We start from the raw sequence: 24,559 nt of genomic DNA, 5'->3' as shown, positions 1-24,559 counted from the left end.
CTTCATTATTCTATCTGAACATTAAATCATAATTTGTAAATGAATTTATTACAAATGCACAGCACTATTTAATTTTATTTGATGGATCTATTTGATAGGATTATTTAAAACATAAACATATGGACTTACCAGTTTGTATTTCTCCGCCAAAGGGTCAATCGTATGCCATCTACCAATAATAGGGTCGTAGAATCGTGCACCAAAGTCTAGCCAGTTCAGGCCTGCATCTGTAACTTTTTCTTTGCCGATATATTGCCACCTTTGTGAGAGTGTTGCAGGATTCTGAATTTCAGCTTCATTACCAAAAGTTACTCCCCACGGATCGTAATGAATTTCCTGCACTAATGTTAATTGTTCAATTCCAGCTTCATTGCCTGTGAGTATAGTTCCTTCATTGTCACGTTTAGGGTCACCGCATCTGTAGGCAGATCTTAAATTACCTAAATGATCTTTCAGGTGATATTCATATCTATGTATAGGCAAGCCGTCGGGAGGAGTTACAGTTGCATAAATGCTACTTGTTAAAACTACTCTACCCTCTGCTGTCGGAATAAAATCTAAAACTTCCGGAGTACTTTCTGTTGTAGAATTGTTTGTCCATATTAAACCAGCAACATAATCTGTACTTTTTAAAACGGCCTCTCCTGATGCAATTGACGCTATTTCTGTCCTTATTTTTTCACCTCTACCTGTATAGTAATTTCTAACACTCACTTGTGCACCAGCATCCGGGTTTGAATTATTAGAACTTAATCTGGCCATTAAACCAAGTGCATTATAGTTTATTCCACCGGCACCATTAGAATATTCATAATATTTGTTCTTATCAACTGTTAGATTCCCATTAAAATCATAGGTATAATCATTGTTATCGTTATCAGGCTCTTTGAAAAAAGAGTTCTTATCTGCAGCATCAGTTATTTTTTGTAATGTAACAGAGCCGGTATAATAAGTATAAGTTAAATCGTCAACCTCGGTGCTGACATCTGTTATTTTGGTTCGCTTTAACTTTTGAATATTTCCAATTTTATCATATGGTGTAGTTCCATAAATCTCTGTACTTAACCCACCGCGTCCTCCGGTGTAAATACCTGTCAACAAACGATTAAGGTTATCATAAGTATAAGTATAGGCTTCTTGCACATTCGGTGTAGCATTTTGTTTTTTCAATGTACGCCATTGCTGCCCTGTAATATTTCCTAAATATTGTCCTGTTCCATTGTAATCCAGATGCATGGCAAACAAATCAGGGTTTGAAGAAGTAGCTTGCCCACTGAATCCAGGCAAATCATTGATGTCAGTTAACCAACCTCTAATATTATACGCATAGTCTACTTTTTGAATAGAACATCCTTGCAACTTACTGGAAAGTTCTCCTACCCCATTATACGTATTCCTTTGAACAGGTTCCCATGCATCAGAATCATTTTTCTGGCATATTGATTTAATCCTACCACCTGACTCATAGGTGGATTTGGTTTCAATAGTTTTTGTTTGAGTTGTCGAAGTCGTTGAGTTTGTCCAGTGTTTAAATTCGGTAATAGTTTTACTGGCTATTTCTCTGCCAATAAAATCAAATTTCTTATGCGTATAGTCGAAGCCGTCCTTGTGGTTTTTTGAAGCAACTTGAATTAAACGCCCTTCGTTGTCATAATAATTAGTACTTATTAACTCTATTCTTTTGACCGAATTTGATGTACTTGTCAAAATATGTCCGGCATAACTAAAAATCTTTGTTTTGGTTCCTACCAACTTACCTTGTAAACTGGTGCTATAAGTACTACTATAACCATTTGTACTAAAAGCTACCTGATCGTCATTAGGATAATTAGATGTTGTAAGGTTATCATAATAGTTTTTCAAATACTCATTTAGGTTTGATGTTGGCCATGTGGTATTGCTTTCTGCATTTGTTCTAATTGTCTCCACGCTTTCATTTCCTGTGTATAGACCACTACTTACCAAACGATTTAAATCATCGTATTTGTTATATATTCTATTATCAGGATTAAAGGTATTACCACCTACCGTTAATACTAATTGGTCTCTTTTATTGTAAACCATTTGTTTAACTACTAGCATACCAGGCACGGCGCTTTCTATCATTAAGCCTTTCGCGTCATAATCATAATAGTAAATTAAGTTTTTCAGGAAGAAATCTCCACCATTAGGGTTTAAATCTATTAAAGAATTAACCGCTCTGGTTTTCAACTCTGTCTCTGCCTTAGGAGTTATCACAAATCTTAATAAACCCAGATCATCATACACATGATAAGTACGCGTTGTATTTGTAGCATCATTTGCGGCCTCGTCTTTACAGATTACCTGTCCTTCTCTATTTTTAAACTCTCTTGCAATCTGCCCATTCTCATTGGTACTAATAGTTACCGTCAGTTCTCCGGCAGGATAAGCAGCTGCTACAACTTTCAATTTCTTAGTAGCAAAATCATAGCTCAAACTCATGACTGCATCTGTTGTGGTATTTGCTCTATAATCAAAACTCTTCACATGTGGTGTTATAGCATCTAACTGCCAGGTTCCGCCCACATTCCCTTGTTTTTTAACACGCTGTAAAGCAGACTCTTCGAATTCTGTCTCTGCATATACATGGTTATCGCCTTTAAGAGTTTGATAATAATTAGCTATTCCACTAGTTGCTCCTTCTATATAATACCCATTAGTACCTGCTTTAGCATAGGGAAGGTATTTCTTGGTTTCTCTACCAAAATTATCATATTCTGAAACAGTGATTATATCTTCTCCTTGACCACCGGCACCTTTCTTGATATTCTGGTTTCCTCTTCCCAAACCATCCATATAAGCAATGTTCTGTACGACTTTTGTATGGTCTACGGCATCTAAATAAGTGTTTTCGACAACGAAATTTCTTGAAGTAGTTCCTGAAGGAAGTGTAAAATCAGGATTAGTGGTAGGATTAATTGTCGAAAGCCCTTCTCCATCCGTACCGCAAGTAGTACATTTACAATCCTTGTTTACTTCTACAAATGTTGTTGCTGTAGCAGTACATCCGGTACTATTAGTTACGGTTACTGTGTAAACTCCGGTATTTTCTTCTGTTGTTCCAGTAACGGTCGGGTTTTGTAAAGTACTTGAAAAACTACGAGGTCCTGTCCAACTATAACTTTCTGCATTTGTTACAGTCAAGGTAAAATTAATAGGATCACCTTCATTAATGATTGGTGTATTAGAGGTAATGCTATTAATTACCGGAACAGCCACTACAGTAATAGTTACCGGGTCACTCCAATCGGTTGAAATACCACAGTTGTTGGTACATTTAGCCTTATAACTAACATCTGAACTAAGGTTGCTGATAGTGATCGGATTCCCAACAACTGCACCAGTGCCAGCAGAAGAAGTCCATTGCCAATTGACTGTCCCTGCGCAGACAGTAGACGTCAATGTTATACTTTCATTTGATTTCGGACAGACACTTGTTTTACTGGCACCAATGGTTTGAATAGGAGCTGAAGAGTTGATATTTACAATAGTTGTAGCTGTGGCAGTACAACCATTTGCATTGCTTATCGTAACAGTGTAAATCCCTGCTGCTGACACGCTGGCATTATTAATATTAACTGTTTGCCCAGAAGCTGAAAAACTGTTAGGCCCTACCCATGCATAACTTGTACCACCTGTTGCCGAAACCGTTGCCGTAGCATTTGCACAAACTGTTGAACCCGTGGCTGTAACAGTCAATACATTTGTTACACTGATGCTGGTAGTTGCAGTGGCTGAACAGTTGGAAGTATTTGTAACAGTCACTGTATAGATACCTGTCATTGGTATGGTAGCATGAGTAATGCTCACACTACTTGTTGTACCAGAAAAACTACCTGGTCCAGTCCACAAATAAGTACCTCCGCCAGTAGCTGTCAATTCTATGGTTCCGCCTTGGCAAACATTAGTATTGGTAGAGCTTGCCATAGCAGTAGGTAATGCATTTACGATAACATTTGTGGTAGCTGAGGCCGAACAGCCTTCAGTGTTAGTGACCGTGACAGTATAGGTGCCTGTCATTACTAAAGTACTATTGTTGATAGTTGGATTTTGTATTATAGAAGTATATCCGTTTGGCCCTGTCCAACTGTAAGTATTCCCACCAGAAGCTGTTAGATTAATAGGGGCTCCAAGGCAAATACTTATGCTTGCTGTAACACCTGTAATTGTTGGTGGTGTACATGAAGTTAAAGTAATACTATTAGAGTTATCTGAGACACACCCATTCAAAGCACAAGTAGCTGTGATAGTCACTGCACTATTAGTTGTCACTCCGATACTGCTTCCACTCATGCCATTTGACCAACTAACTGTGCTACTACAGCCTGTAGCTGTTAAAGTGGCAGTCTCATTAGCCGCCAGGGCTGTTTTATTTGCACTAATGGTTGGAGCAGGCGGGCGGTTCTTCACTGTTAGTTCTATAACATTCGATGCTAAGGATTCACAACCCTCTATCGCACAAGTTGCACTATACGTGCCGGTAATTAATGGTGATACTTGTATTGATGTTCCTGTTTCACTGGTACTCCATAAAACCGTTCCTCCACTGCAGCCTGTAGCAGTCAATGTAACAAATGTCGGACTCTCCGTTAAACATACTTCTGCAGCGCTTGCATCTATTACAGGTGGGGTAATCACAGTCACAAGGATACTTGCAGTGGCAGTGGCTGTACATCCATTACTATTTTCTACAGTTACTGTATATATACCTGTCATTAAGGCACTTGCATTACTTATTGATACTTCTTCGTCTGATGAACTAAAACTATTCGGGCCTACCCAACTATAACTGTTACCTCCGCTAGCACTCATCTCAATTTCCCCTCCCCGGCAAACCGTTGAATTAGTTACTGTGACACTAGCTGTAGGTAAAGTATTTATTGCTATACTCGTTGTAGCAGTGGCAGAACAATTGCTGGCATTGGTTACCGTTACAGTGTAAACACCTGCCATTGCACTTGTGGCATTATTAATAGTAGGATTCTGGGTGCTTGAACTAAATGATTCAGGGCCAGCCCAGCTATAAGTGTTACCGCTGGAGGAAGTCAGGTTTATACTACTGCCTACACAAACAGCACTTGCTATGGCAGATGCATTTGCTGTTGGTAAGGTATTGACAATCACATTAGTTGTAGCTGTGGCTGTACAGTTATCAGCATTAGTTACTGTAACCGTATAAACGCCTGCCATTGCACTGGTAGCATTATTAATAGTAGGGTTTTGTGTGCTTGAACTAAATGAATCAGGTCCACTCCAACTATAACTTGTACCACCTGAAGCAGTCAGATTGATATTACCTCCTAAACAAGTATTTACATTCGCACTCACACCTGTGATGGTGGGCTTAGGAAGTACTGTAATAGTAACCGTAGAGCTCCAGTTAGCACTGGTCCCGCAACCGTTAGTACATTTTGATTTGTATGTTGTAGTAGAAGTAAGACCACTGACGACTAAATCTCCTACAGAATTGACAGTACCCGAACTACCTGCCGAATTAGTCCATGACCAGTTCACAGTTCCATTACAAGTGGATGAGGTTAAAGTTACACCTGAACCTGTACATATGGAAGTTGCATTTGCACTAATAGTTTGGGTTGCAGGAATAGAAGTAACTACATTCGCAATTATCTTGTTAGATGTATCTGAGCGGCATCCAGAATTAATACGGTTAAAGGCGTAGTAAGTAGTAGATTGTGATGGATAATATACGACCCTATAAGGATTAGAATAAGTAGTCCATGGAGAATATTTCCATTGGATATTGTTAACATTAGTAGCGTTAATTGTTATTGATTGCCCTGCACAGATATTATCATTGGTAGTAGTTAAAACAGGAGGACTAGGTTTTTCTGAAGCATATATTTCAAGAATTGCAGGAGAAGAAACACATCCATTTATAACACATGAAACTAGGAGGCTTTCATTTATATAGGTGCTAATTGGTGGTGTCAAAGTCATAGATGTTCCTCCATTTGTAGTAATACCTTTCCATTTCCATTGATAAGTTCCAGAACATCCCGAAGCTGTTATGGTAACTGGCTCTAATGCACAAAGTTCTATTCTACCTTGATAAACTTTATACCATGCAGAGTTAAAATTAATGATAGGCTTATCAGCAGTAACTCTAGGAACAGGAGTTTGAGTAGTAGGTCCTGACACAAAAAGTTCTTCGCTCCATTCACCTTTACAACCAGATGTGCGGTCTAATTGTGAAGCACAACGAACTTTATAATAAGAATCCTGAGTCATCTCATAATCCTGTAAGGTAGCATTTGACCCATAAGTAAAAAAATCATACATTTTTTCATGATTGCTATCTAATATAAACCATTCATAATAAGATGTACAACCTTGCGGGGCTATAAATATTGTAGCCCTACAACTATAATAATTGGAATATGCTAATGTAATAGTGGGTTTAGTAAGATTACAAGGAGTTAAAGTAATCGTATTAGAGTTATTAGAAATACACCCGTTTAAAGTACAAGTAGCTGTAATAGTGACTATACTATTAGTTGTGACACCTATACTGCTTCCACTCATTCCATTAGACCAACTAATTGTTCCACTACAACCGGTAGCAGTTAAAGTGGCCGTTTCATTAGTCGCTAATACAGTTTTATTTGAACTAATTGTCGGTGCTGTTGGTGTAGAGTTTACAGTCACATTGGTTGTGGCTGTTGCTGTGCAATTATCAACATTAGTTACGGTAACTGTATACACACCTGCCATGGCACTTGTGGCATTATTAATAGTCGGATTCTGAGAATTTGAACTAAATGAGTCAGGACCGGACCAACTATAACCCGTACCACCGGCGGCAGTAAGATTAATATTTCCCCCCAAGCAAGTACTTAAGCTTGCACTAACTCCTGTGATGGTTGGTGTAGGAAGTACAGTAATAGTAACAGTAGGGCTCCAGCTAGCACTGGTACCGCAACCGTTAGTACATTTTGATTTGTATGTTGTGGTAGAAGTAAGGCTACTTACGACTAAATCTCCCACAGAATTAACAGTACCCGAACTACCTGCTGAATTAGTCCATGACCAGTTCACAGTTCCATCACAAGTGGATGAGGTTAAAGTAACACCTGAGCCTGAACAGATTGAAGTAGCACTTGCGGTTATGGTTTGAGTTGTAGGAGCAGTATTGGAGACATTGACGGTTAGTGTGTTAGAGGGTAATGAATAACATCCGGATATTTCCGGACCTTCATTAGATGTTCCCTTCCCAACACAATAAGCAAAATACTGTGTTGATTGAGTCGGACTAACAGTATTTGTACTACCAAAACCATCATTGGAAACAGTACCCTTAGAAGACCATTCAACTTTATAACCAGTCTCACATGTAGCTCTTAAATTTACAGATTGTCCCAGGCAAATAGTCTTTTCATTACCTGAATTTGGAATGAGAACGCTTGGAGCAGTAGGAGGGAGTTTATAAATATTTACATATGAAAGTTTTTTAAGTCCTTCACACCCATTAACGGTGCATGTTACGAAGTATTCAGATCTTAACGGCCCCGCAAATGATGAATTATGTATAAGCACAGGAGTAGTATAACTTTCACCTTGATTTAAAAGTGAGTTAGAACTATTATACCACTTATAAGTACCACCAGTACACCCAGAAGCTATAAATGTTGCAGTAGAGCCACTACAAACCCCTTGACCATCATTAATAACAATAGGTTGCATAACTTGTGCATTAACACTAATACTTACTGTATTGCTTACTTGTGAGAAACATGGACTACCGTTACAATAAGCTCTAAAAAATGAATTTTCTGTGGCTTTGACTGTGAAATTTCCGGTTGAGGAATTATAAGTCATAGCGGGTGCAAAATCACTAATACCTATAAACTGTGTCAAAACAAAACTATTAAGCGATGCGGGACATCCCGTCACTGTAAAAGCTATCATATCACACGCATCAGGATTTGCGTCATCAACATTTAAAACTGGCACTACATTGCTGCAGTTCTGAATAGTAACACTATTAGAATTAGCAGACACACAACCATTCAAAGCGCAGGTAGCTGTGATAGTTACTATACTATTAGTTGTCACTCCAATACTACTGCCACTCATTCCGTTCGACCAACTGATTGTTCCACTGCATCCCGTGGCAGTTAAAGTGGCTGTTTCATTATTTATCAATACCGTTTTATTCGCACTAATGGTCGGTGCCGGTGGGCGATTCTTGACTGTAATATTTATTTCATTAGAAGCAAGAGAGGTACAACCCGACAATTGGCATTGTGCACTATATGTACCTGTCATCAAAGGTGATACCTGTATTGATGTCCCGGTCTCACTCGTGCTCCACAATACTGTTCCTCCACTACAGCCTGTAGCTGTTAATGTAACAGAGGTTGGGCTTTCTGATAAACATATTTCTACCAGACTCGCTTCTATCACCGGTGGGATAATTACTTTTACATTTATACTTGCTGTAGCAGTGGCGGTGCATCCTGCACTATTTTCTACCGTTAGTGTATATACACCATCCATTAAAGCACTTGCATTGCTCCTTGAAACCTCCTCATCTGTTGAAGTAAAACTGTTCGGGCCAACCCAACTGTAGCTTATACCACCACTACCGCTCATTTCAATGGTGCCGCCTTCACAAACTGTCGAATTGCTTACTGTAATGCTGGCAGTTGGTAAGGTATTAACTGTAATAGCGGTAGTTGCTGTTGCCGAACAATTATTAGCATTGGTCACCGTAACTGTATAAGTTCCTGCCCTAGCACTGGTAGCACTATTGATGGTCGGATTCTGTACACTTGAACTAAATGAGTCAGGCCCGCTCCAGTTATAGCTTGTACCACCTGAAGAAGTAAGATTAATGCTATTACCTGCACAAACAGAACTTTGAGTGGCAGAGGCTGTAGGGCTTGGCAAAGTGTTAACAACAACATTGGCTGTAGCTGTGGCGGTGCACGACCCATCACTTACTGTAACAGTGTACACGCCTGCACTTAATTCAGTAGCATCCTCAATCTCTACAGTGGCTTCAGCAGAGGTGAAACTATTCGGGCCAACCCAACTATAAGTAGTTCCTCCAGAAGCACTCAGATTAATTGTACCACCCACGCAAACCGTTGATCCACTGGCTGTTGGTGTCGGGCACTCGTCTGTTACTGATCGTTGGGGAGTACCGTTTTTAATTGAAATATCGCCTGTAATATTTTTATTTACAGTCTTTGCAATGGTATTGCTTATATCTTTTCCGGTAGCAGTAATGTATAATTCTTTTTTCTTGATAAAGGTGGTCTCCCAGTTAGAAGTTGGAGGGCCTTTTAAAAGCATAAATTCTGCGTTTACCTCAGGTTTTAAAAAGATACCTTTAATAGAAATTTCAAAACTTTTATTATTATCATCAAACCTGATGGGCATGAAATCAAAATAATTTCCTCCGGTTTGCTGAAAAGATTTTGGAAAAACTACTTTAATGGATAATCTCTCACAATCTTCATCCCGCCAGGCTATAGGTAATCCATCAGCAAAGGCTAATCGTACTGTTATGGTAACCTCATCTCCGGTTTTTACATTTTTTTTGTCCGTTACTATTTCATAACGGATACAATCAACCATATTAGCTGACTCAACCCACTTAATAGGACGATTCTCTTTAGGGTTTTCATCTTCTAAAGAAAAACTTTTAAGAAATACAGGATTACCTGACTTTAAAACCAGCTTGGGCAGTGGTTTTAAATCATCTTTTGGAGAGAAATATGATTCTTTATTTTTTCGGGGTTTCTTGGGATCCTTTTCATCAAAAGAATACCCTACGAAAGGAAGAAATAATAAATAAATCACAGCGTAGCTTAATACTCCTAAGCGTAAAGTTATTTTCATAAATGATTTAGGTAGCGTTCACAGACACCCAAACCTAAAAAAAAGACAAATACCATCCAAGTAAAAAATAGATAATATTTTTACTTAAATGATAAAAAGTTAGTAATCAGTATGTTATTTATTTTTCACTTTTTATAATATAAAAGAATTCTAATTTTGACATATATTTATGAAAATATAACATCCAAAATCATACCATTATTGTAATTATAAATCAAATTTATGCTGAGGACTACTAGCCAGCTAACTATATACCTAGCTATCCTATTTTCTTTCATTCCAATACTTGTTTTTTCGCATCATATTGCCGGAGCAGATTTGAGTATGCAAGCTGTTACTACAACCAATAAAAACTTTAGAATTACTTTAAATATTTATATTGAAGACAAAAACAGCCCTATTGCCGGAGCTAATTTAGAGGAGATTGTAGTTATTTTCAGAAAAAGGGATAACGCAAAAATGGAACGTTTCTTTCTAAGACGGAATCAGCCTCCTGCTTTTCTCATTTTTCAAAATCCAGCATGTGCTGATTTGAACAAGCTAAAAATATATCATTCTATCTTTTATTTAGATGTATTTCTGGATCCTAATACTTATAATGACCCGGATGGTTACTACATTATGTTTGACCGTTGTTGCCGCTCACAAGAATTAACAAATATTGATGATCCTCTCAATACCTCACTTGCAGTTATGTTGGAATTCCCATCTGTTAAGGATGTTAAAAATTCTTCTCCTATCTTTAGTGAATTAAATGGAGAGTTTATCTGTAAGGGCGAGCCTTTCAGTGCGAATTTTATCGCTACTGATGCCGACGGTGATAGGCTAACCTATTCTTTGGTAGATCCTTATAAAGGATTTGCTTCTTTTAATACAAGTCCTTACTATGATGAAACCCCCAGAGCTAACCGACCTGGTGTTAACTGGTTAAGTGGCTATGATAAAAATAATTCGATTCCTGGAACTCCACCATTAACGATTAATTCCCAAACGGGCGAGATAAATGTTACCGCAACTAAAACAGGTCTATTTGTTTTTGCTATCTTGTGTGAAGAGTATAGAAATGGGAAAAGAATCGGCGCAACCCGTAGAGATTATATTCTAAAAGTTGTTGATTGCTCTTCCAGTAGCCTCCCAAAACCGGTACTGAATTATAATAATGCTGAAATTAAGAACTTAACTATTTGTACAGGTAGTATGGCAAACATAGAAACAGTAGATAACGTGGATTGGGTTTTTCAATGGAAGAAAGACAACATTAATATACCAAATGCTAATACAAATCAATTCACACTTACGGATGGGGGTAAATATACTGTTGTAAAAAGTTCAAAAACATCGTGCGTGAAAGAAGCTATCTCCGACCCTCTTATGGTAACAGTGACAACAAATAATATAGGAGTAAAGATTAAACCTGATAATGCTTCTGCCTGTGATGGAGAAAATAATACTTTAGCACTTGTAAATTCTGACCAAGTAGTAGCCTGGTATGAAAATAATGTATTTTTAAAAGAAGATAAAAGTATTACGGTAAATAAAAGTGGCCAATATGAAGCCAGAATAATAGGAACTATTTTATGCCCGGGAATTAGTACTTCTGATAAAATTGATTTAACTCTTTTTAGTAAGCCTACCATAAGCACGCCTCAAAATAGCTATTTGTTATGCCCCGGAGATGTTATTAACTTAACAACGAACAATACCGCCTCTTATACCTATCAATGGTATAAGGATAATATCATAATTGCAAGTGCAAATAGCAATGTTTATAGTACTAATGAAACAGGTAATTTTACAGTAAAAGTAAAAAATCAGTCTTGTGAAATAGAATCTCAGATTTTTAAAGTTGGAACTCAATCAAATTGCACTAATTCTGCTGATATGCTATATATTCCAAATATCTTTACCCCAAATAATGATGGAAAAAATGATACCTGGGAAATTAAGAATATAGAAAAATATCCTGATTGTGAAGTTTTTATTTTTAACCGCTGGGGAGAAAATATGTTTTACTCGAAGGGATATTTAGAGCAATGGAATGGAATGATAAATGGAAGAAGAGCCCCTGTTGATACCTATGTTTTTATTATTAAGATGGATGCTTATAATAAACCTGATATAAAAGGGTCGTTTATATTAGTTCACTAAAGTATCTCGTCCTAAATTATATTGACAAATTTTACTAATAGGAGACAATGACTTCACTAGTTTTGGGTAGCTTATTAAAACCTATAATTATATAGATAATTTGTTCTACTTACCTTTAGGCACTAATTATAGTCAAAAGAGCAGAAATCAATTTCTGCTCTTAATGTAAATCTGTTTTTACTTAATTATTAAGAATATGTTATATCAGAGTCTTTAAATAAGTTTTTTAAAGTCTGCATAAAGTCAACCACAGGAATATATTTATTCTCCTCCCAAGTCCTAAGAGTCGATTCATCAACCCCAAGCAATTTGCTAAACTTTTTTCTACTCAGTCCTTTGGAATACCGATAGGCTATAATCTTACCACCTAACATGCTTGTATCAATGTTAAAAGGATATAAGCCTAATACCTCAATAATTTTTGGGTAATTATGCACTTTGGGTTTTCCCCGGTTATATTCCCAATACACTATAGCTTCTTTGGTTACATTCAATAACGCTGCAAGCTGGTCTAAAGTAAGTTGCAGTTCAATTCTTCTATTCCTGATTTTATCACCAAGTGAAGTTGGTGCTTCAATGTAGCCTTTAATTGGTATTCTAAGCGTATTTCGCAAATCGTTAAAAGGCACCGCACCCCTCCCCCCGCAACAACATCTGGCAAGCCAAAAACCAATGGTTCACCCGAGAAGTCCTGCCGGAGTTGAAAATAATAATTATACATCTATTATAGTGAATCAGATGCGTTTCTAATAATATTCAAGTCCGAAGATTATCTTAGAATTGCTATTTTTAGAGGTTACTTCCCGTTTGATGGGATAACCCCACTCATTATAGGTAAGATTTATCTGCTGTTCGATTAGGTACACTGCCGAATAACGTTGATTAGGGGGCGTTAATTCAAGAATTCCGTCTTTCGCTTTATATTTGTCAGTTCCGCTTATTTCTACAATATTTCCTGTATCAGAAGAAGGGTCTGCAGTATGATTATATTTTTTATTATCATAATAGTATCTGGATTCCCCAAATAAAACGCCATTGGGGTCGTAATATGACCGCTTTACTGCATTTTTGGCTTCATATTCATATTTAGTTATATAAAACGGAATAGTGTATGGGTAAGCCAGATATTCTTTTTGCTCAATTAATTTACCATCTGAATTATAACTATATTCATATAGTATTTTCTTATTTTGGTCGGTCGATAGTTTATTGGATTTTCTGATGATTTGATTCTTGGCATTATATTCATAGTAGATTGTTTCAGCTACTGTTCCTGTTTCAGAAGTAGTGACAATAGTTTCGAGAAGCTTATTTACATAGTTGTATTTGCTGGTAGTAATAGAAGAATATACTGTTTTAATACCATTAGCTATTACTTCAGAATAGTTGTTATAAGTATGTTCTATTAATTGAGAATCCGAATATTTATATTCAAGAATTGTATGTGGGGGCCGATAAGACCCCTCCATAACAAAAAGTCTTTTTAATAATAATTCTTTTTCAGGACTTACTTCTTTATTCTTAGCACACCCCCAGAATAAGAGTAGAATAATTGAGAGAATAGTAATTATTTTGTTCATGAAAATCAATAATGTTTTAGCAACAACAAAATCATAAATAATCCCACAATAATAATCAAATTCTGGTAGATAGCTTAGTTAAATAGATAATATATTGGTATTTTAGTTGCTACCTGTTTTATCATTGAAACTTTTTATAAAGATTTGGATTATATTGACTAAGAATAAGGTCCATAAACCTTATTTCTTAGTCAGCTATTCGTTGTTTTCCAACTAGTAATTGTAGAACACTCTCCTCCAAAAGGCATTTAACAATACGTATTAATTTAGGAAATTCTTTATTTCCGGTCTCATTCTTTAAATAAATTTCCTAGAATCTGCATAATATATGCCACAGGAACATATTTATTGTCCTCCCAAGTCTTAAGAGTCGATTCATCAACCCCAAGCAAATTACTAAACTTCTTTCTACTCAATCCTTTAATATACCGATAGACTATAATTTTGCCACCTAGTGTACTTGTATCAATTTCAAATGGTAGAAAACCTAATACCTCAATGAGTTTTGGATAATTGTATATCTTTGATTGTCCTCTGTTATATTCCCAATACACTATAGCTTCCTCGGTTACTTTTAGTAGTCTTGCCAACTGTTGGATAGTAAGTTGTAGTTCAATTCTCCTGTTCCTGATTTTATCACCAAGTGTTGTTGGGATATCGATATAGCCTTTAATCTGTATTCTAAGCGTATTTCGCAAATCGTTAAAAGGCAACGCACCCCTCTCCAAGAAACAACATCTGGCAAGCCAAAAATGAATGGTTCAGCAGAGAGGTATTGCCGGAGTTGAAGATTATAGTCCAAGGTATAAAATGAAAAAAGTTTACCTGAGCCAGATAAACTTTTCTGAATAAATTAACTCACTGTATTACATTATGTACCCAGTTTCTTTGTGACAGGTTTTCCACTCTGGCAAGTTTTCACAATCTGGACTGCCTTTTGTTGCAATCTCTATTTTACTTTAGCATCAACCAGTATTTGTATTGATTTGAATGTATGTTCTGGTTTTAATTCTCTTTCTATTCAATCAAAACCATTCCATTGGGTGATTTACCAACCGGAATATCCCTGAGTTTCTGATGTTTCATTGCATCTATCATCGATAGCGTATTTCCTTTTCGATTAAGCACGTAAGCCGTTTTTTCGTCAGCAGAGAATGTAATGGCATAGGCATCTTCTCCGGTGATAATAGTAGATTTTAAATGCCAGGCGTTATTCTTCCTTTCAAAATAAGCTATTTTGTTTTCTTCGGCCTGACAAACCCAGAGTTCGTTCAAAGATGTATGATAGGCAATTTGTCCGGGTTTAAAATCAAGGTTGATAAACTCGTAGGTTTCCAGCGTGAGTTCATTGATAATGCTAATGGTTTTCAGATTTTTGTTTTCTACATAGATATTTCCATCATCTCCGGCCCAGACATTGGTTGGAAATGGGTCAACTTTGATATACTTCTTTATTTGTTTTAACCGGGCATCAATAGCTAAAACAAAACTGCTTTCTTCTAATGCCACAAATGCGTAGTTCCCGTTTGTAGAAAATACAATTTCAGTTGGGTCTGCACCCAACGAAAAAACAGCTTTCTGTGCACCCGTATTGGCATCAAAAACATACATTTTCCCTGAATGGGTGGCTGTTGCTGACCATATTTCAGCATAATCATGTGAGAATACGGCATTAAAATTGGGCTTAGGAAGCGGTAAATTCAACAGAACCTCCTCTGTTTGCACATCCATCGCCATAATACCTCCCTTTTTGTGTGTCGCTTTATGTAATGCATTATGGCCCAGACTGAAATCAAACTCAGGCATAGCCACCAGTAGCTTTTTTCTGTCCGGCGATAAACTGATATGATGAGGGAAACGGTCTTTAATTGATAATTGTATCGTTTTTTTTACTTTCAATCTTCTTAAATCAATTACTGAAATGGTATTACTCCCTCCGTTTACTACATACGCTGCCGGATGTTTCATTCTCCCATGAGAATTGGTAAGTTTTTTCCCGCAAGAGGTTAGGGTTAAAAATAAAAGGAAGTAGGATAGGGGTCTCATCTCCAGAAATTGTTTTGTTGTTCAGATGGGTTATTTTTCTACTTCAGCGCTGAAAGAGATTTTTAGTTTTTCCCAGGCCATTGAGATTTCAACAGTCGAAGCATTCACTTTCTCAATGGTATAGGTTAATCTAAGCACAGGTTTTACCAATGAGTCAGGTTTAACTAAAAATCGGGTCACGTCTTTCTTCTGGTCATAATCATCGGTAAGGTGCTGTTGAAAATCTTTATTGAAAATAATAGTCCATTCTTTTCTTCCCGGAATGGTAAAAAGCGCATATTTACCGGCAGGGATTTTCCTGCCTTCTATATGTACAGCTTCAGAAAATTCGATGGATGTGGCCGTATTGGCACCGGTGACCCAAAGGGAATCGTAGGGAACCAGTTTTCCCCATATCGTTCTTTTGCGCACGCCCGGAGAACCATAATTTATTCTAACCCTTAAAGAATCAACCTTTCCCACGCTTGTTCTTTGTATGCTGCCTATATAGTCGTCATTAGCAATAGAGCCGTCATTGACTTTTTGTGCATATGGCTCGTCATGCTTATACTTTACCTTTGATTCCTGCTTTGTATTTTCTTTCGAATTGCAAGAGGTAATAAGCGACGATAGGATGACAAGCGCTGTGAAGAGTAGAGTGATTGTCTGTTTATTATTTTTCATGATTTTCTGATAAATCTTTTCTTGTTATAAAATGCTTGTCATTTAAAGTATTTAAAAATGCCTTGAGAGCCATCTTTTGCTCAGCATTTAATGAAAGCCCCGGGGTTCCATTCTGTTTTAATAAGGGGTCTAAGGTAGGGCTGTTTGTAATACCCGTTGAATAATGCTCCAATACCTGGTCGAGGCTTGTAAACCTCCCATCGTGCATATACGGAACGGTAAACGCATTATTTCTTAATGAGGGTACTTTGAACTTAAACTGGTCGTTTGCATCTAGTGTAATCGCCTGTCGACCGATGTCGGGATTATAGGTATTATTAAGCCCATTGTTTCTGAAAGTTCCGTCTGTGAAGAGAGGTTCCTGGTGACAAGTACTACATTTATTTTTAAAAAGTGTATACCCTTTTTGTTCAATCTCATTGAATTTAACACCCGTTTCACGCATAACACTATCATACTTTGAATCGCTGCTGATGCATAGGAGCATAAATTGGGTAAGTGCATTGAATACCTTGTTTCCGGTTATTTCTTTGCTGCCATAAGCTTTATAAAACAGCTCTTCATAGGCCTTATCTGCTTTTAGTTTAGCTAATACGTTTTCCATCTTTTCGTCCATTTCTACCGGATTGGTTATCGGAGAAATCGGAAACAATTCGAGATGAAATACGCCTCCATCCCACATGAATGATTTGCTCCAGGCGAGGTTCATAATAGGCGGAGAATTCCGATTGCCTAATCTATCATCAACCCCATGACTTACATCATGCCCGTGCTGGGTAAATCCTGCGGCCTGTATATGGCAATTGCCGCATGAAATGGAGTTATCGCGTGACAATGCGCTTTCATAAAATAATTTCCGCCCAAGTTTAAAACCATCTGCCGTAACCGGATTTTTTACTACATCATATACGGGGGCCGGAAAGTTTACGGGTGTTGAAAAACCCGTAAACTCGATTCTTGTTAATGCCATGGCGAAGACACAGAGCACTAACAGTACGGTTGCATACTTTCGTCCCATATCACTTTTTTAAGGTAGATACATGGCTAAACATTCCCGCATAGTTATCCGAGACAGTTTTGCTTGCATTGCCAAACATGACACTGGAATCATTGGCGATACTCACCGTATTTTGCCCATCGAATACTTTTAACAGATCTGCCTGGATATCCAATGTAGCCTTAGCCTTGTTTTTTAAATTTATTGCTGCTTTTCCGGAGAGATCAATCGTAACTATTCTGATATTATTGATTGAAGGTTTATTATAACCTCCAAAGCCTCCGATATGGTATCTGAATTTCCGTTGGCCTGTTAAATCAACTTTTGCCTGGTCACAGGTTCCTTCAAGTTTCAAAAACAGGTATCCACTGTTCCATGTCCAGTACATGCCATCAGTCATACCGCCTGAAATATCCAGTGCACCTTTACGCTGACTTAAATCTGTTGTACTTCTTAGGCTATCTACCCCTATCGTAAAAGTAACAGCAGTATATCTACCTTTCGGCACTGCAAGGTTAATCGTTTTTGTAGCCGGGTCATTTTCCTTTATCAAAAAATAACTGCTGTCCTGAGGTACCACATAGACTACACCATTGCTACCCGTAAATTTTATATTGCTGATAAAGTAATTGCAGGTAGTTATATTGAATTTCTCACCAGCCCGGTTGGTATAATATTCATCGTTTAGCCTTAAAGGCTTATCACCAATCTTATTCTGTATATTCAATACAAGCTTCTTATTTGTCTGGGCCTGAAGGGTATTATTAAATCCGGCTAAAAATATGATGGCCATGATTATTCTGACTATTTTTTTCATTGGTTAAATTTTAATTTTGAACCTGTTTAAGCAGGTTCTGTGAAACTATTTCTCCTTTACAAGTAATTGCGCATCAACGATCAGTTGTTTAACTTCCTGCTCATCGGTGCCGTCATAGGCACCACGGATTCTCCGATGCCTGTCCACCAGAAGGAAGCGTCCGGAATGTGCGTAGCCGTCCGGGTTATCCGGATCAACCTGTGCAGATGAGATATAGGATTTCTCAGCAAGCGGGTAAATTTCTTCTTTAGTTCCGGTCAGAAACTGCCACCTCTTATCATCCACACCCAATTTTTGGGCATAGGATTTTAGCACTGATGGCTTATCGCGTTTAAAATCGACTGTGTGCGAAAGAAACAAGATATCACCTTCTGATTTAAAATTTTCGTAAACTTTAAAAAGGTTGTGGTGCATAATCGGGCATATACTTGTACAACTGGTAAAAAAGAAATCGGCGATATATACCTTTCCATCAAAGAACTTATTCGTAACGAAACTGCTATCCTGATTCAGGAATTTAAAGTCAGGAATGGTCTGATAGGTAGTATCTGTCACAAGTTGGCCGTTTACGTTTGTAGAGGTGGCCTGTCTCTCCCCGTAAATCGGCAATTTGCGAGGCTGTTTCTCACAGGCAGACATTCCTATGCACAGGTATAACAGGGCATAGATTAATTTATTTTTCATGATCTTGACATTAGAATTTTAAAGTCGGGGTTAGAGTACTACATGAGGTATCATCAACGTCTGCTTAACCAAGTAGTATCAGGATTGGGCACAGGAATAAAGTCCCTCTGATGACTATCAGAAGATGTAGATTGATACTTTATAAGATGTTTATCCTAACCGGGGAGGTTTGAAAATGCTTGACCTGTAACCACTCAAAAATATCAATTCATAAAATATAGGAAGCCTGATTGCTGTGTTATCCGCAATCAATGAATTAAATAGGGGGATTATCTGCTGTAAAACACAGGGGTCAATGCTTTTCAATTCATATTTTTCGGTCTGCTTTTTCTCATTTTCTTCGGCCTGTTTCAGCTTTTTTGCCAAGAAACACCTGCCATTGCAATGCAACTGGGGTTTTGCTTTGTTCTCGCAAAAATTTTCAACGATAAACCGTCTGTTTAGTTTGAAACTTGCCACAACAAGGTACCGTGAAAGGTTTGAACCGATCAAAGCAAAAAGTAAAAATATGGAAACAAGTCTCTTAAACATGCCACAAAGTTACAATGCCCCTACACAGGACTAACTACACTTTTGCTATGATTCATTACACTTATGAAAGAATGTGAAGTAAGGCGACCCATGAGTCGCCTTACTCAAAACACTCCTAATCAACTTGCATAACTTTCTGAAAATCTCCTGGGGTGATTCCGGTAAACTTCTTAAAGAACCTGATAAAATAACCGTCTGTTTCGAATCCTAACTCCCAAGCTACTTCCCGCACTGTAATATCAGACCAATAAAGAAGCCTTTTAGCCTCAATAAGTAATCTTTCATCTATGATTTGTTTAGGTGTTTTATTGCTGACTCTTTTTACGATTTCAGTGAGAACCGATGTTGTGATATTCAGCTGATCGGCATAAAACTTTACCGTATGATTGGTTCTGTAAAATTTATTCAGGCAGTCTTTAAAGTCCAGAAACAAGTCATTTTTGTAAGAAGTATTTTTCTTGATTTTCTCGGATAGATTGGCGCATTGGATGAGAATAATATTTACCAGATAATTAATTATTTCGATATTTTTATCCTTTCCTTTATTGTTCTCTAAACAAATCAGTTGTATGTATTTATCCAGTTCAGACAAGTCATTAGCAGACAATTGAAGGAATGGTTGAGAGAAAACAGTCTCCATATAATTGGTCAGTTTTCTGTTTTGCCGATAGATAAATTCAGAAGAAAATGCCATCGTAATAACCTTACAATCTTTATCCAGTTTCGCGTCAATATGAACCTGATCAATAGTTAAAACCAATAAGGCAGGTGCACTAATCGTACTATTCTCTAAATCCACAAAATGTTGCATTGTTCCTTCATATAAGAAACTAAGGAAATAGGAATTATGGCTATGTGGATATGTGATGACCGAATGGTCAGTATCCACCTTATCATGTATGTATAAGAAGAATTGGTCCTGACCTTCTTTTCTGAAGTCAGTATTACACTTCGGTATTCGTTCTTCCATTTTTTTAAAAATATAATTTTGATAAAATATACTACTGCTGAAAGAGCAATAAGTAAGTATATGAAGTGTCCCCGATTTTAAAGATATATAGCACGATTAAGGACACACATAGGTATATCCCGGCAAAGCGCTACTATTTTGTACTAAAAAATACAGGAAAAATCAGCTAATTACCTCTTTAAAAGCTTAGCTGTTAAATCAATAAAAGGAGATTGTTAGCAAATAGGAGGGTGAAAAATAGGGGATGAAAAGTCAAGTGTGAGTTTTTCAATAAACAGGTAGTTGTTACCAGGGAAATCTTTGATTTCCAGTACATTCTTAAAAGTGAAAGTCTGCTGGCTTTCAAAGGTATTCGCTTCTAAAAGCTTATAAATAAAATCTTGTAATGCGCTTTGTTCTTCTTTTTCAGTCTGGGCTTTAATCCTTTTAGCTAAAAAACATTTACCGTCGCAATGCATTTCAGGTTTGTTTTTATTCACACAGTAGTTTCTGATGATAAAATCCTTGCGAATCTCATAGTCCAGGCAGATAAGAGGCACAACAAATGATTTCAACACCAATGCCAGTGAAAGAAAGAGAAGTGCTATTTGCTTGAATTGAAACATCCGGGCAAATTTAGTGCATAATTGCTTACGATAAATACTCTTTTAGCTAAACTTGAATCAAAAAAGGTTTGTTTTATAACTCTATCTATAAACGGAATATAATAAGGTATTATTTCCGGTAAGAAATCATTTGTCTGAATGCTTTACTTTCTACTTATTTAAATATAAATGGCTTCCTGAAAGACAAATTTACATAGTGCATCAATTCCCTTTGGTGATATGCCATATATAATGAGAGGCAATTTAAAAATTACCTCTCATGTAATTATCTATAAATCTGTCATATCGGATTCTTTAAATAAGACTTTTAGAATCTGCATAATATGTACCACAGGAATATATTTATTGTCTTCCCAAGTCTTAAGAGTCGATTCATCAACTCCAAGCATTTTACTAAACTTCTTTCTGCTCAATCCTTTAGTGTATCGATAGGATATAATCTTGCTGCCTAATGTGCTTGTATCAATGTCAAAAGGGAAAATGCTTAATACCTCAATAATTTTTGGGTAGTTATGTACTTTCGGTTTTCCTCGGTTATATTCCCAATAGACTATAGCTTCCTCGGTTACTTTTAATATTCTTGCCAACTGTTTGTTGTATAGTCAATTGCAGTTAAATTCTTCTATTCCTGATTTTATCACCAAGTGTTGTTGGGGTTTCAATGTAGCCTTTAATTGATATTCTAAGCGTATTTCGCAAATCGTTAAAAGGCACCGCACCCCTCCCCAAGAAACAACATCTGGCAAGCCAAAAACGAATGGTTCAGCAGAGAGGTACTGCCGGAGTTGAAAGGGGTAGTAAATGACATACTAAATAGCTATAAAACCTCGCGAATAGGCAGAAATACTTGCGATTAGCAGACTAAAAAGACCATACATAAAAAAAATAGGACTTTAATCGCGCATGAAGAAAGTCTATTAAAGCTTTAGTGCTTTCTTAACTTCTTTTGCTTCTAGTGTAGGAGGCATTTGCCCTTTAGCTACCTTGCCTATGGCCAATTGTGCTATTTTCTTGGCATCTTTTTCAGTTTTAAATCCCTGATTCCCTGCTAAAGCAGGAATAATAGGCTGGTTAACCAAAAGCTTATAACGTAAATAAAGTTTATAACCCCAACCGTTAGGTAGTGGATAAGTTTCGTATTGCAGACTATCATTATGGGTATATAAAATACCATAGTCCTGACTTTTGCCTGGTGTCTGCTTCGGTTTTTGTGCTAACCCTATAAAGCTTATACTTATACAAAATAAAAATATAAAGATTACTTTCATGTTATTTGCCATTTTGCGCTTGTAAAAATACATTTTTCAATGCTTCAATTTCTTTTCTGATAGCATTATTTTCCTGCTTCAATTCTTTAATCGCCTCAACCAGCACAGGCGTTAGTCTGGCATAATCTACCGACTTATATCCTTTCTCATCGGTATTCACCAACTCAGGAAACAATTGCTCTACCTCCTGAGCAATGAATCCAATCTGTCGACTCTCAGGGAAATTCTTTTCTTTAAACTGCTCTGTCTTCCAGTAATACTGAAACCCATTCATCTGCAATACTTTAGCCAGTGGGTTCTCAATAGAAGAGAAGTGTCTTTTATAGCGGATATCAGAAGAGGAAGAAGACCCATTGGTAACCAGATTACCGGCTAATACAGCACTTCCATTGCCATTAATTCTGAATAATTCTTTTGAAGCAGTGGTACTCTCAGCCGCGTAAAAGACATGAGCAGCACCTGAATGATCAACCTGGTAGCGGAGACTGCCACCATTTACGCCAAATCCATAAAACTCATGCGCGTTATCAGCGTCTCCCCATAAAATTATTTTCTTATTAGCAAGCAGACTGCTGAGGTGTATCTGGGCTTTAGGATTAGACGTTCCTATGCCTAAAAAGCCGGAATCATTTAATAAAGCGAAATTGGGTAAAATACTAGTTGATATCTTACCTGTATTATCAGTTTGAACTAATTGACTAACTCCATTAAAAGCATTGCCTTGCAAGGTCAGGTTAGAATCATTAGGATTATACTCCCATAGATTTTTACTGTAAGGATATCCCATAACAATATATCCTTTATTACCTATTGAAAAACCAACTGCAGATTCTATTTGTCCTGTACCAACATCCTTTTTTTGTAACCAGCTACCTTTAGGCTTGCCATCTGCCCCTATACCATTAATAGTGCTGGTAGGATTATATTCCCAAAAACCTTTAGTATAATTATTGTTATTAAATCCTGTACCAATGTAGCTTTTATCGCCCAGAGAAAAGCCAACTGCATATCCTCTGGGTGTACCACCAAAATCAGCTTTTTGTATCCATTCATTAGTTACAGGATTATATTCCCAGAAATCTTTTCTAACATCATTCTCATCATATCCTGTACCAATATACCCTTTATTACTAGTTGAGATACCAACGGCTCCATAGCGTTCGGGGCCTCCAACGTCTGCTTTTTGTAACCATTTACCCTTTGGATTTCCATTAACATCTGTGCCATTTACTGTGCTGGTAGGATCATATTCCCAAAAATCTTTTAGAAGACCGACACCATATCCTGTACCGATATAGCCTTTATTCCCAATCGAAAAACCAACTGCTTGCTCACGTTTAGCGCCTCCAAAATCTGCTTTCTGAACCCATCGATTTGTTGTCGGGTCATACTCCCAGAAATCTTTTAAAAAATTACTATCCTCATTATTATAACCAGTACCAATGTAGCCTTTGTTACCTATCGAAAACCCAACTGCATATTCACGTTTAGTTTCTCCAACATCCGCTTTTTGTGTCCAGGTATCAGTTAATGGATCGTATTCCCAAAAATCTTTTAGAGTGTTACCATTAATATCTCCTGTTCCGATATATCCTTTATTGCCAATTGAAAAACCAACCGCGGCTTTACGTTCATTCCCTGCAAAATCGGCTTTTCTTGTCCAGCTATCTGTTGCCTGATAGTTTAAACCGCAGAGTTTCTGCCAGCTATCTTTCTGATATACATTAAAACAATCATCGTCAGTATTATAGATCATTTGACCGGCAGTTGGAGAGCTGATGGCATTGCGTTGAGTAGTGGTCAATCTTGGCACGTATACACCATCAGCGGCCAACGTTGTTGACTGAGCGAAAGTGATATTCCCTGACAATAGCACAGAACCAGTGAAGATTAAAATACTGTAGAAAAGGATATTTTTTTTCATGTTATTTGCCATTTTGCGATTGTAGAATAAGATTTTTAAGGGCTTCAATATCCTTGCGTATATCGGCATTTTCTGTACGGATACTATTATTTTCCTTTTTCAATTCTTTAATCGCTTCCACCAATACAGGCGTCAGTCTGGCATAATCTACTGATTTATATCCTTTTTCATCGGTATTTACCAACTCAGGAAACAAAGCTTCTACCTCCTGCGCAATAAAGCCTATCTGCCGACTCTCAGGGAAATTCTTCTCTTTAAATTCTTCCTGCTTCCAGTAGTAATGAAAGCCATTCATTTGCAGCACTTTAGCCAGAGGGTTCTCTATAGAAGAGAAGTTTCTTTTGTAGCGGACATCGGAGCTTGAGGAAGAATTATTTGTAACCAGATTTCCGGCCAAAGTAGCGCTTCCGTTGCCTCTGATTCTGAATAATTCTATAG

The 24,559-nt window shown here is 37.2% G+C and carries 16 protein-coding genes; 1 reads left to right on the top strand and 15 read right to left on the bottom strand.

Translation table 11 applies throughout. The annotated features are described in order from the left end of the window. Positions 1-87: 87 nt before the first annotated feature. Entirely contained in the window at positions 88-9,888 is a 9,801-nt protein-coding gene (locus D0T08_RS18315; protein WP_116984129.1) for a DUF6443 domain-containing protein, read from the bottom strand. A 459-nt stretch (positions 9,889-10,347) separates the two neighbouring features. Between D0T08_RS18315 and D0T08_RS18310 the strand changes: the two genes are divergently transcribed. Further along, positions 10,348-12,036, top strand: coding sequence for a gliding motility-associated C-terminal domain-containing protein (locus D0T08_RS18310; protein WP_158561299.1), 1,689 nt, complete (start codon positions 10,348-10,350; stop codon positions 12,034-12,036). A gap of 188 nt (positions 12,037-12,224) precedes the next feature. Here D0T08_RS18310 and D0T08_RS18305 read toward each other — a convergent pair whose 3' ends face one another. The 14 genes from D0T08_RS18305 to D0T08_RS28245 all read right to left on the bottom strand — a co-directional run bounded on the left by D0T08_RS18305 (position 12,225) and on the right by D0T08_RS28245 (position 24,518). Continuing rightward, on the bottom strand, positions 12,225-12,650 hold the full coding sequence (locus D0T08_RS18305) for a helix-turn-helix transcriptional regulator (protein ID WP_158561298.1): 426 nt from the start codon (positions 12,648-12,650) through the stop codon (positions 12,225-12,227). Positions 12,651-12,782: 132 nt separating this feature from the next. After that, complete coding sequence (locus D0T08_RS18295) at positions 12,783-13,616, bottom strand: hypothetical protein (RefSeq protein WP_116984126.1); 834 nt, start codon at positions 13,614-13,616, stop codon at positions 12,783-12,785. Between the two features lie 290 nt (positions 13,617-13,906). Continuing rightward, positions 13,907-14,314, bottom strand: coding sequence for a transcriptional regulator (locus D0T08_RS18290; protein WP_147322808.1), 408 nt, complete (start codon positions 14,312-14,314; stop codon positions 13,907-13,909). A gap of 319 nt (positions 14,315-14,633) precedes the next feature. Next, positions 14,634-15,662: a YncE family protein gene (locus tag D0T08_RS18280; protein ID WP_147322807.1), complete on the bottom strand. Its 1,029-nt coding sequence runs from the start codon at positions 15,660-15,662 to the stop codon at positions 14,634-14,636. A 30-nt stretch (positions 15,663-15,692) separates the two neighbouring features. Then, positions 15,693-16,325 carry a DUF2911 domain-containing protein gene (locus tag D0T08_RS18275; protein ID WP_116984123.1) on the bottom strand — a complete coding sequence of 211 codons (633 nt, stop codon included), beginning with the start codon at positions 16,323-16,325 and terminating at the stop codon, positions 15,693-15,695. After that, the gene (locus D0T08_RS18270) at positions 16,315-17,295 is read right to left on the bottom strand and encodes a cytochrome-c peroxidase (protein WP_229238993.1); all 981 of its coding nucleotides are present in this window, start codon (positions 17,293-17,295) and stop codon (positions 16,315-16,317) included. Before D0T08_RS18270 ends, D0T08_RS18275 begins: the two co-directional genes overlap by 11 nt. Positions 17,296-17,344: 49 nt before the next feature. Beyond that, entirely contained in the window at positions 17,345-18,139 is a 795-nt protein-coding gene (locus D0T08_RS18265) for an MbnP family protein (RefSeq protein WP_147322806.1), read from the bottom strand. A gap of 45 nt (positions 18,140-18,184) precedes the next feature. Further along, a complete protein-coding gene (locus tag D0T08_RS18260) occupies positions 18,185-18,823 on the bottom strand; it encodes an SCO family protein (protein WP_116984120.1) in 639 nt (212 codons plus the stop codon). 646 nt (positions 18,824-19,469) lie between these two features. After that, on the bottom strand, positions 19,470-20,324 hold the full coding sequence (locus D0T08_RS18250; RefSeq protein WP_116984118.1) for a helix-turn-helix domain-containing protein: 855 nt from the start codon (positions 20,322-20,324) through the stop codon (positions 19,470-19,472). Between the two features lie 215 nt (positions 20,325-20,539). Next, complete coding sequence (locus D0T08_RS18245; RefSeq protein WP_116984117.1) at positions 20,540-20,929, bottom strand: hypothetical protein; 390 nt, start codon at positions 20,927-20,929, stop codon at positions 20,540-20,542. Between the two features lie 269 nt (positions 20,930-21,198). Next, the gene (locus tag D0T08_RS18240; RefSeq protein WP_116984116.1) at positions 21,199-21,516 is read right to left on the bottom strand and encodes a helix-turn-helix transcriptional regulator; all 318 of its coding nucleotides are present in this window, start codon (positions 21,514-21,516) and stop codon (positions 21,199-21,201) included. A 330-nt stretch (positions 21,517-21,846) separates the two neighbouring features. After that, complete coding sequence (locus D0T08_RS18235; RefSeq protein WP_158561297.1) at positions 21,847-22,197, bottom strand: DUF4907 domain-containing protein; 351 nt, start codon at positions 22,195-22,197, stop codon at positions 21,847-21,849. 1 nt (position 22,198) lies between these two features. Further along, positions 22,199-24,121, bottom strand: coding sequence for a tail fiber domain-containing protein (locus D0T08_RS18230; protein ID WP_158561296.1), 1,923 nt, complete (start codon positions 24,119-24,121; stop codon positions 22,199-22,201). Between the two features lies 1 nt (position 24,122). Then, positions 24,123-24,518, bottom strand: a complete 396-nt coding sequence (locus D0T08_RS28245; RefSeq protein ID WP_409012936.1) for a tail fiber domain-containing protein — start codon at positions 24,516-24,518, stop codon at positions 24,123-24,125. Positions 24,519-24,559 lie beyond the last annotated feature (41 nt).

The organism is Emticicia sp. C21 (genome assembly GCF_003418935.1).
Classification (GTDB): Bacteria; Bacteroidota; Bacteroidia; order Cytophagales; family Spirosomataceae; genus Emticicia.
The sequence above is the reverse complement of the archived record's forward strand: the minus strand, read 5'-3'. Positions and strand labels throughout refer to the sequence as shown.

Coding starts and splice junctions, on each gene's coding strand:
- D0T08_RS18315 (WP_116984129.1), bottom strand. CDS start 9,888: ATGAAAATAACTTTACGCTTAGGAGTATTAAGCTACGCTGTGATTTAT.
- D0T08_RS18310 (WP_158561299.1), top strand. CDS start 10,348: ATGGAACGTTTCTTTCTAAGACGGAATCAGCCTCCTGCTTTTCTCATT.
- D0T08_RS18295 (WP_116984126.1), bottom strand. CDS start 13,616: ATGAACAAAATAATTACTATTCTCTCAATTATTCTACTCTTATTCTGG.
- D0T08_RS18280 (WP_147322807.1), bottom strand. CDS start 15,662: ATGAGACCCCTATCCTACTTCCTTTTATTTTTAACCCTAACCTCTTGC.
- D0T08_RS18275 (WP_116984123.1), bottom strand. CDS start 16,325: ATGAAAAATAATAAACAGACAATCACTCTACTCTTCACAGCGCTTGTC.
- D0T08_RS18270 (WP_229238993.1), bottom strand. CDS start 17,295: ATGGCATTAACAAGAATCGAGTTTACGGGTTTTTCAACACCCGTAAAC.
- D0T08_RS18265 (WP_147322806.1), bottom strand. CDS start 18,139: ATGAAAAAAATAGTCAGAATAATCATGGCCATCATATTTTTAGCCGGA.
- D0T08_RS18260 (WP_116984120.1), bottom strand. CDS start 18,823: ATGAAAAATAAATTAATCTATGCCCTGTTATACCTGTGCATAGGAATG.
- D0T08_RS18250 (WP_116984118.1), bottom strand. CDS start 20,324: ATGGAAGAACGAATACCGAAGTGTAATACTGACTTCAGAAAAGAAGGT.
- D0T08_RS18245 (WP_116984117.1), bottom strand. CDS start 20,929: ATGTTTCAATTCAAGCAAATAGCACTTCTCTTTCTTTCACTGGCATTG.
- D0T08_RS18235 (WP_158561297.1), bottom strand. CDS start 22,197: ATGAAAGTAATCTTTATATTTTTATTTTGTATAAGTATAAGCTTTATA.
- D0T08_RS18230 (WP_158561296.1), bottom strand. CDS start 24,121: ATGAAAAAAAATATCCTTTTCTACAGTATTTTAATCTTCACTGGTTCT.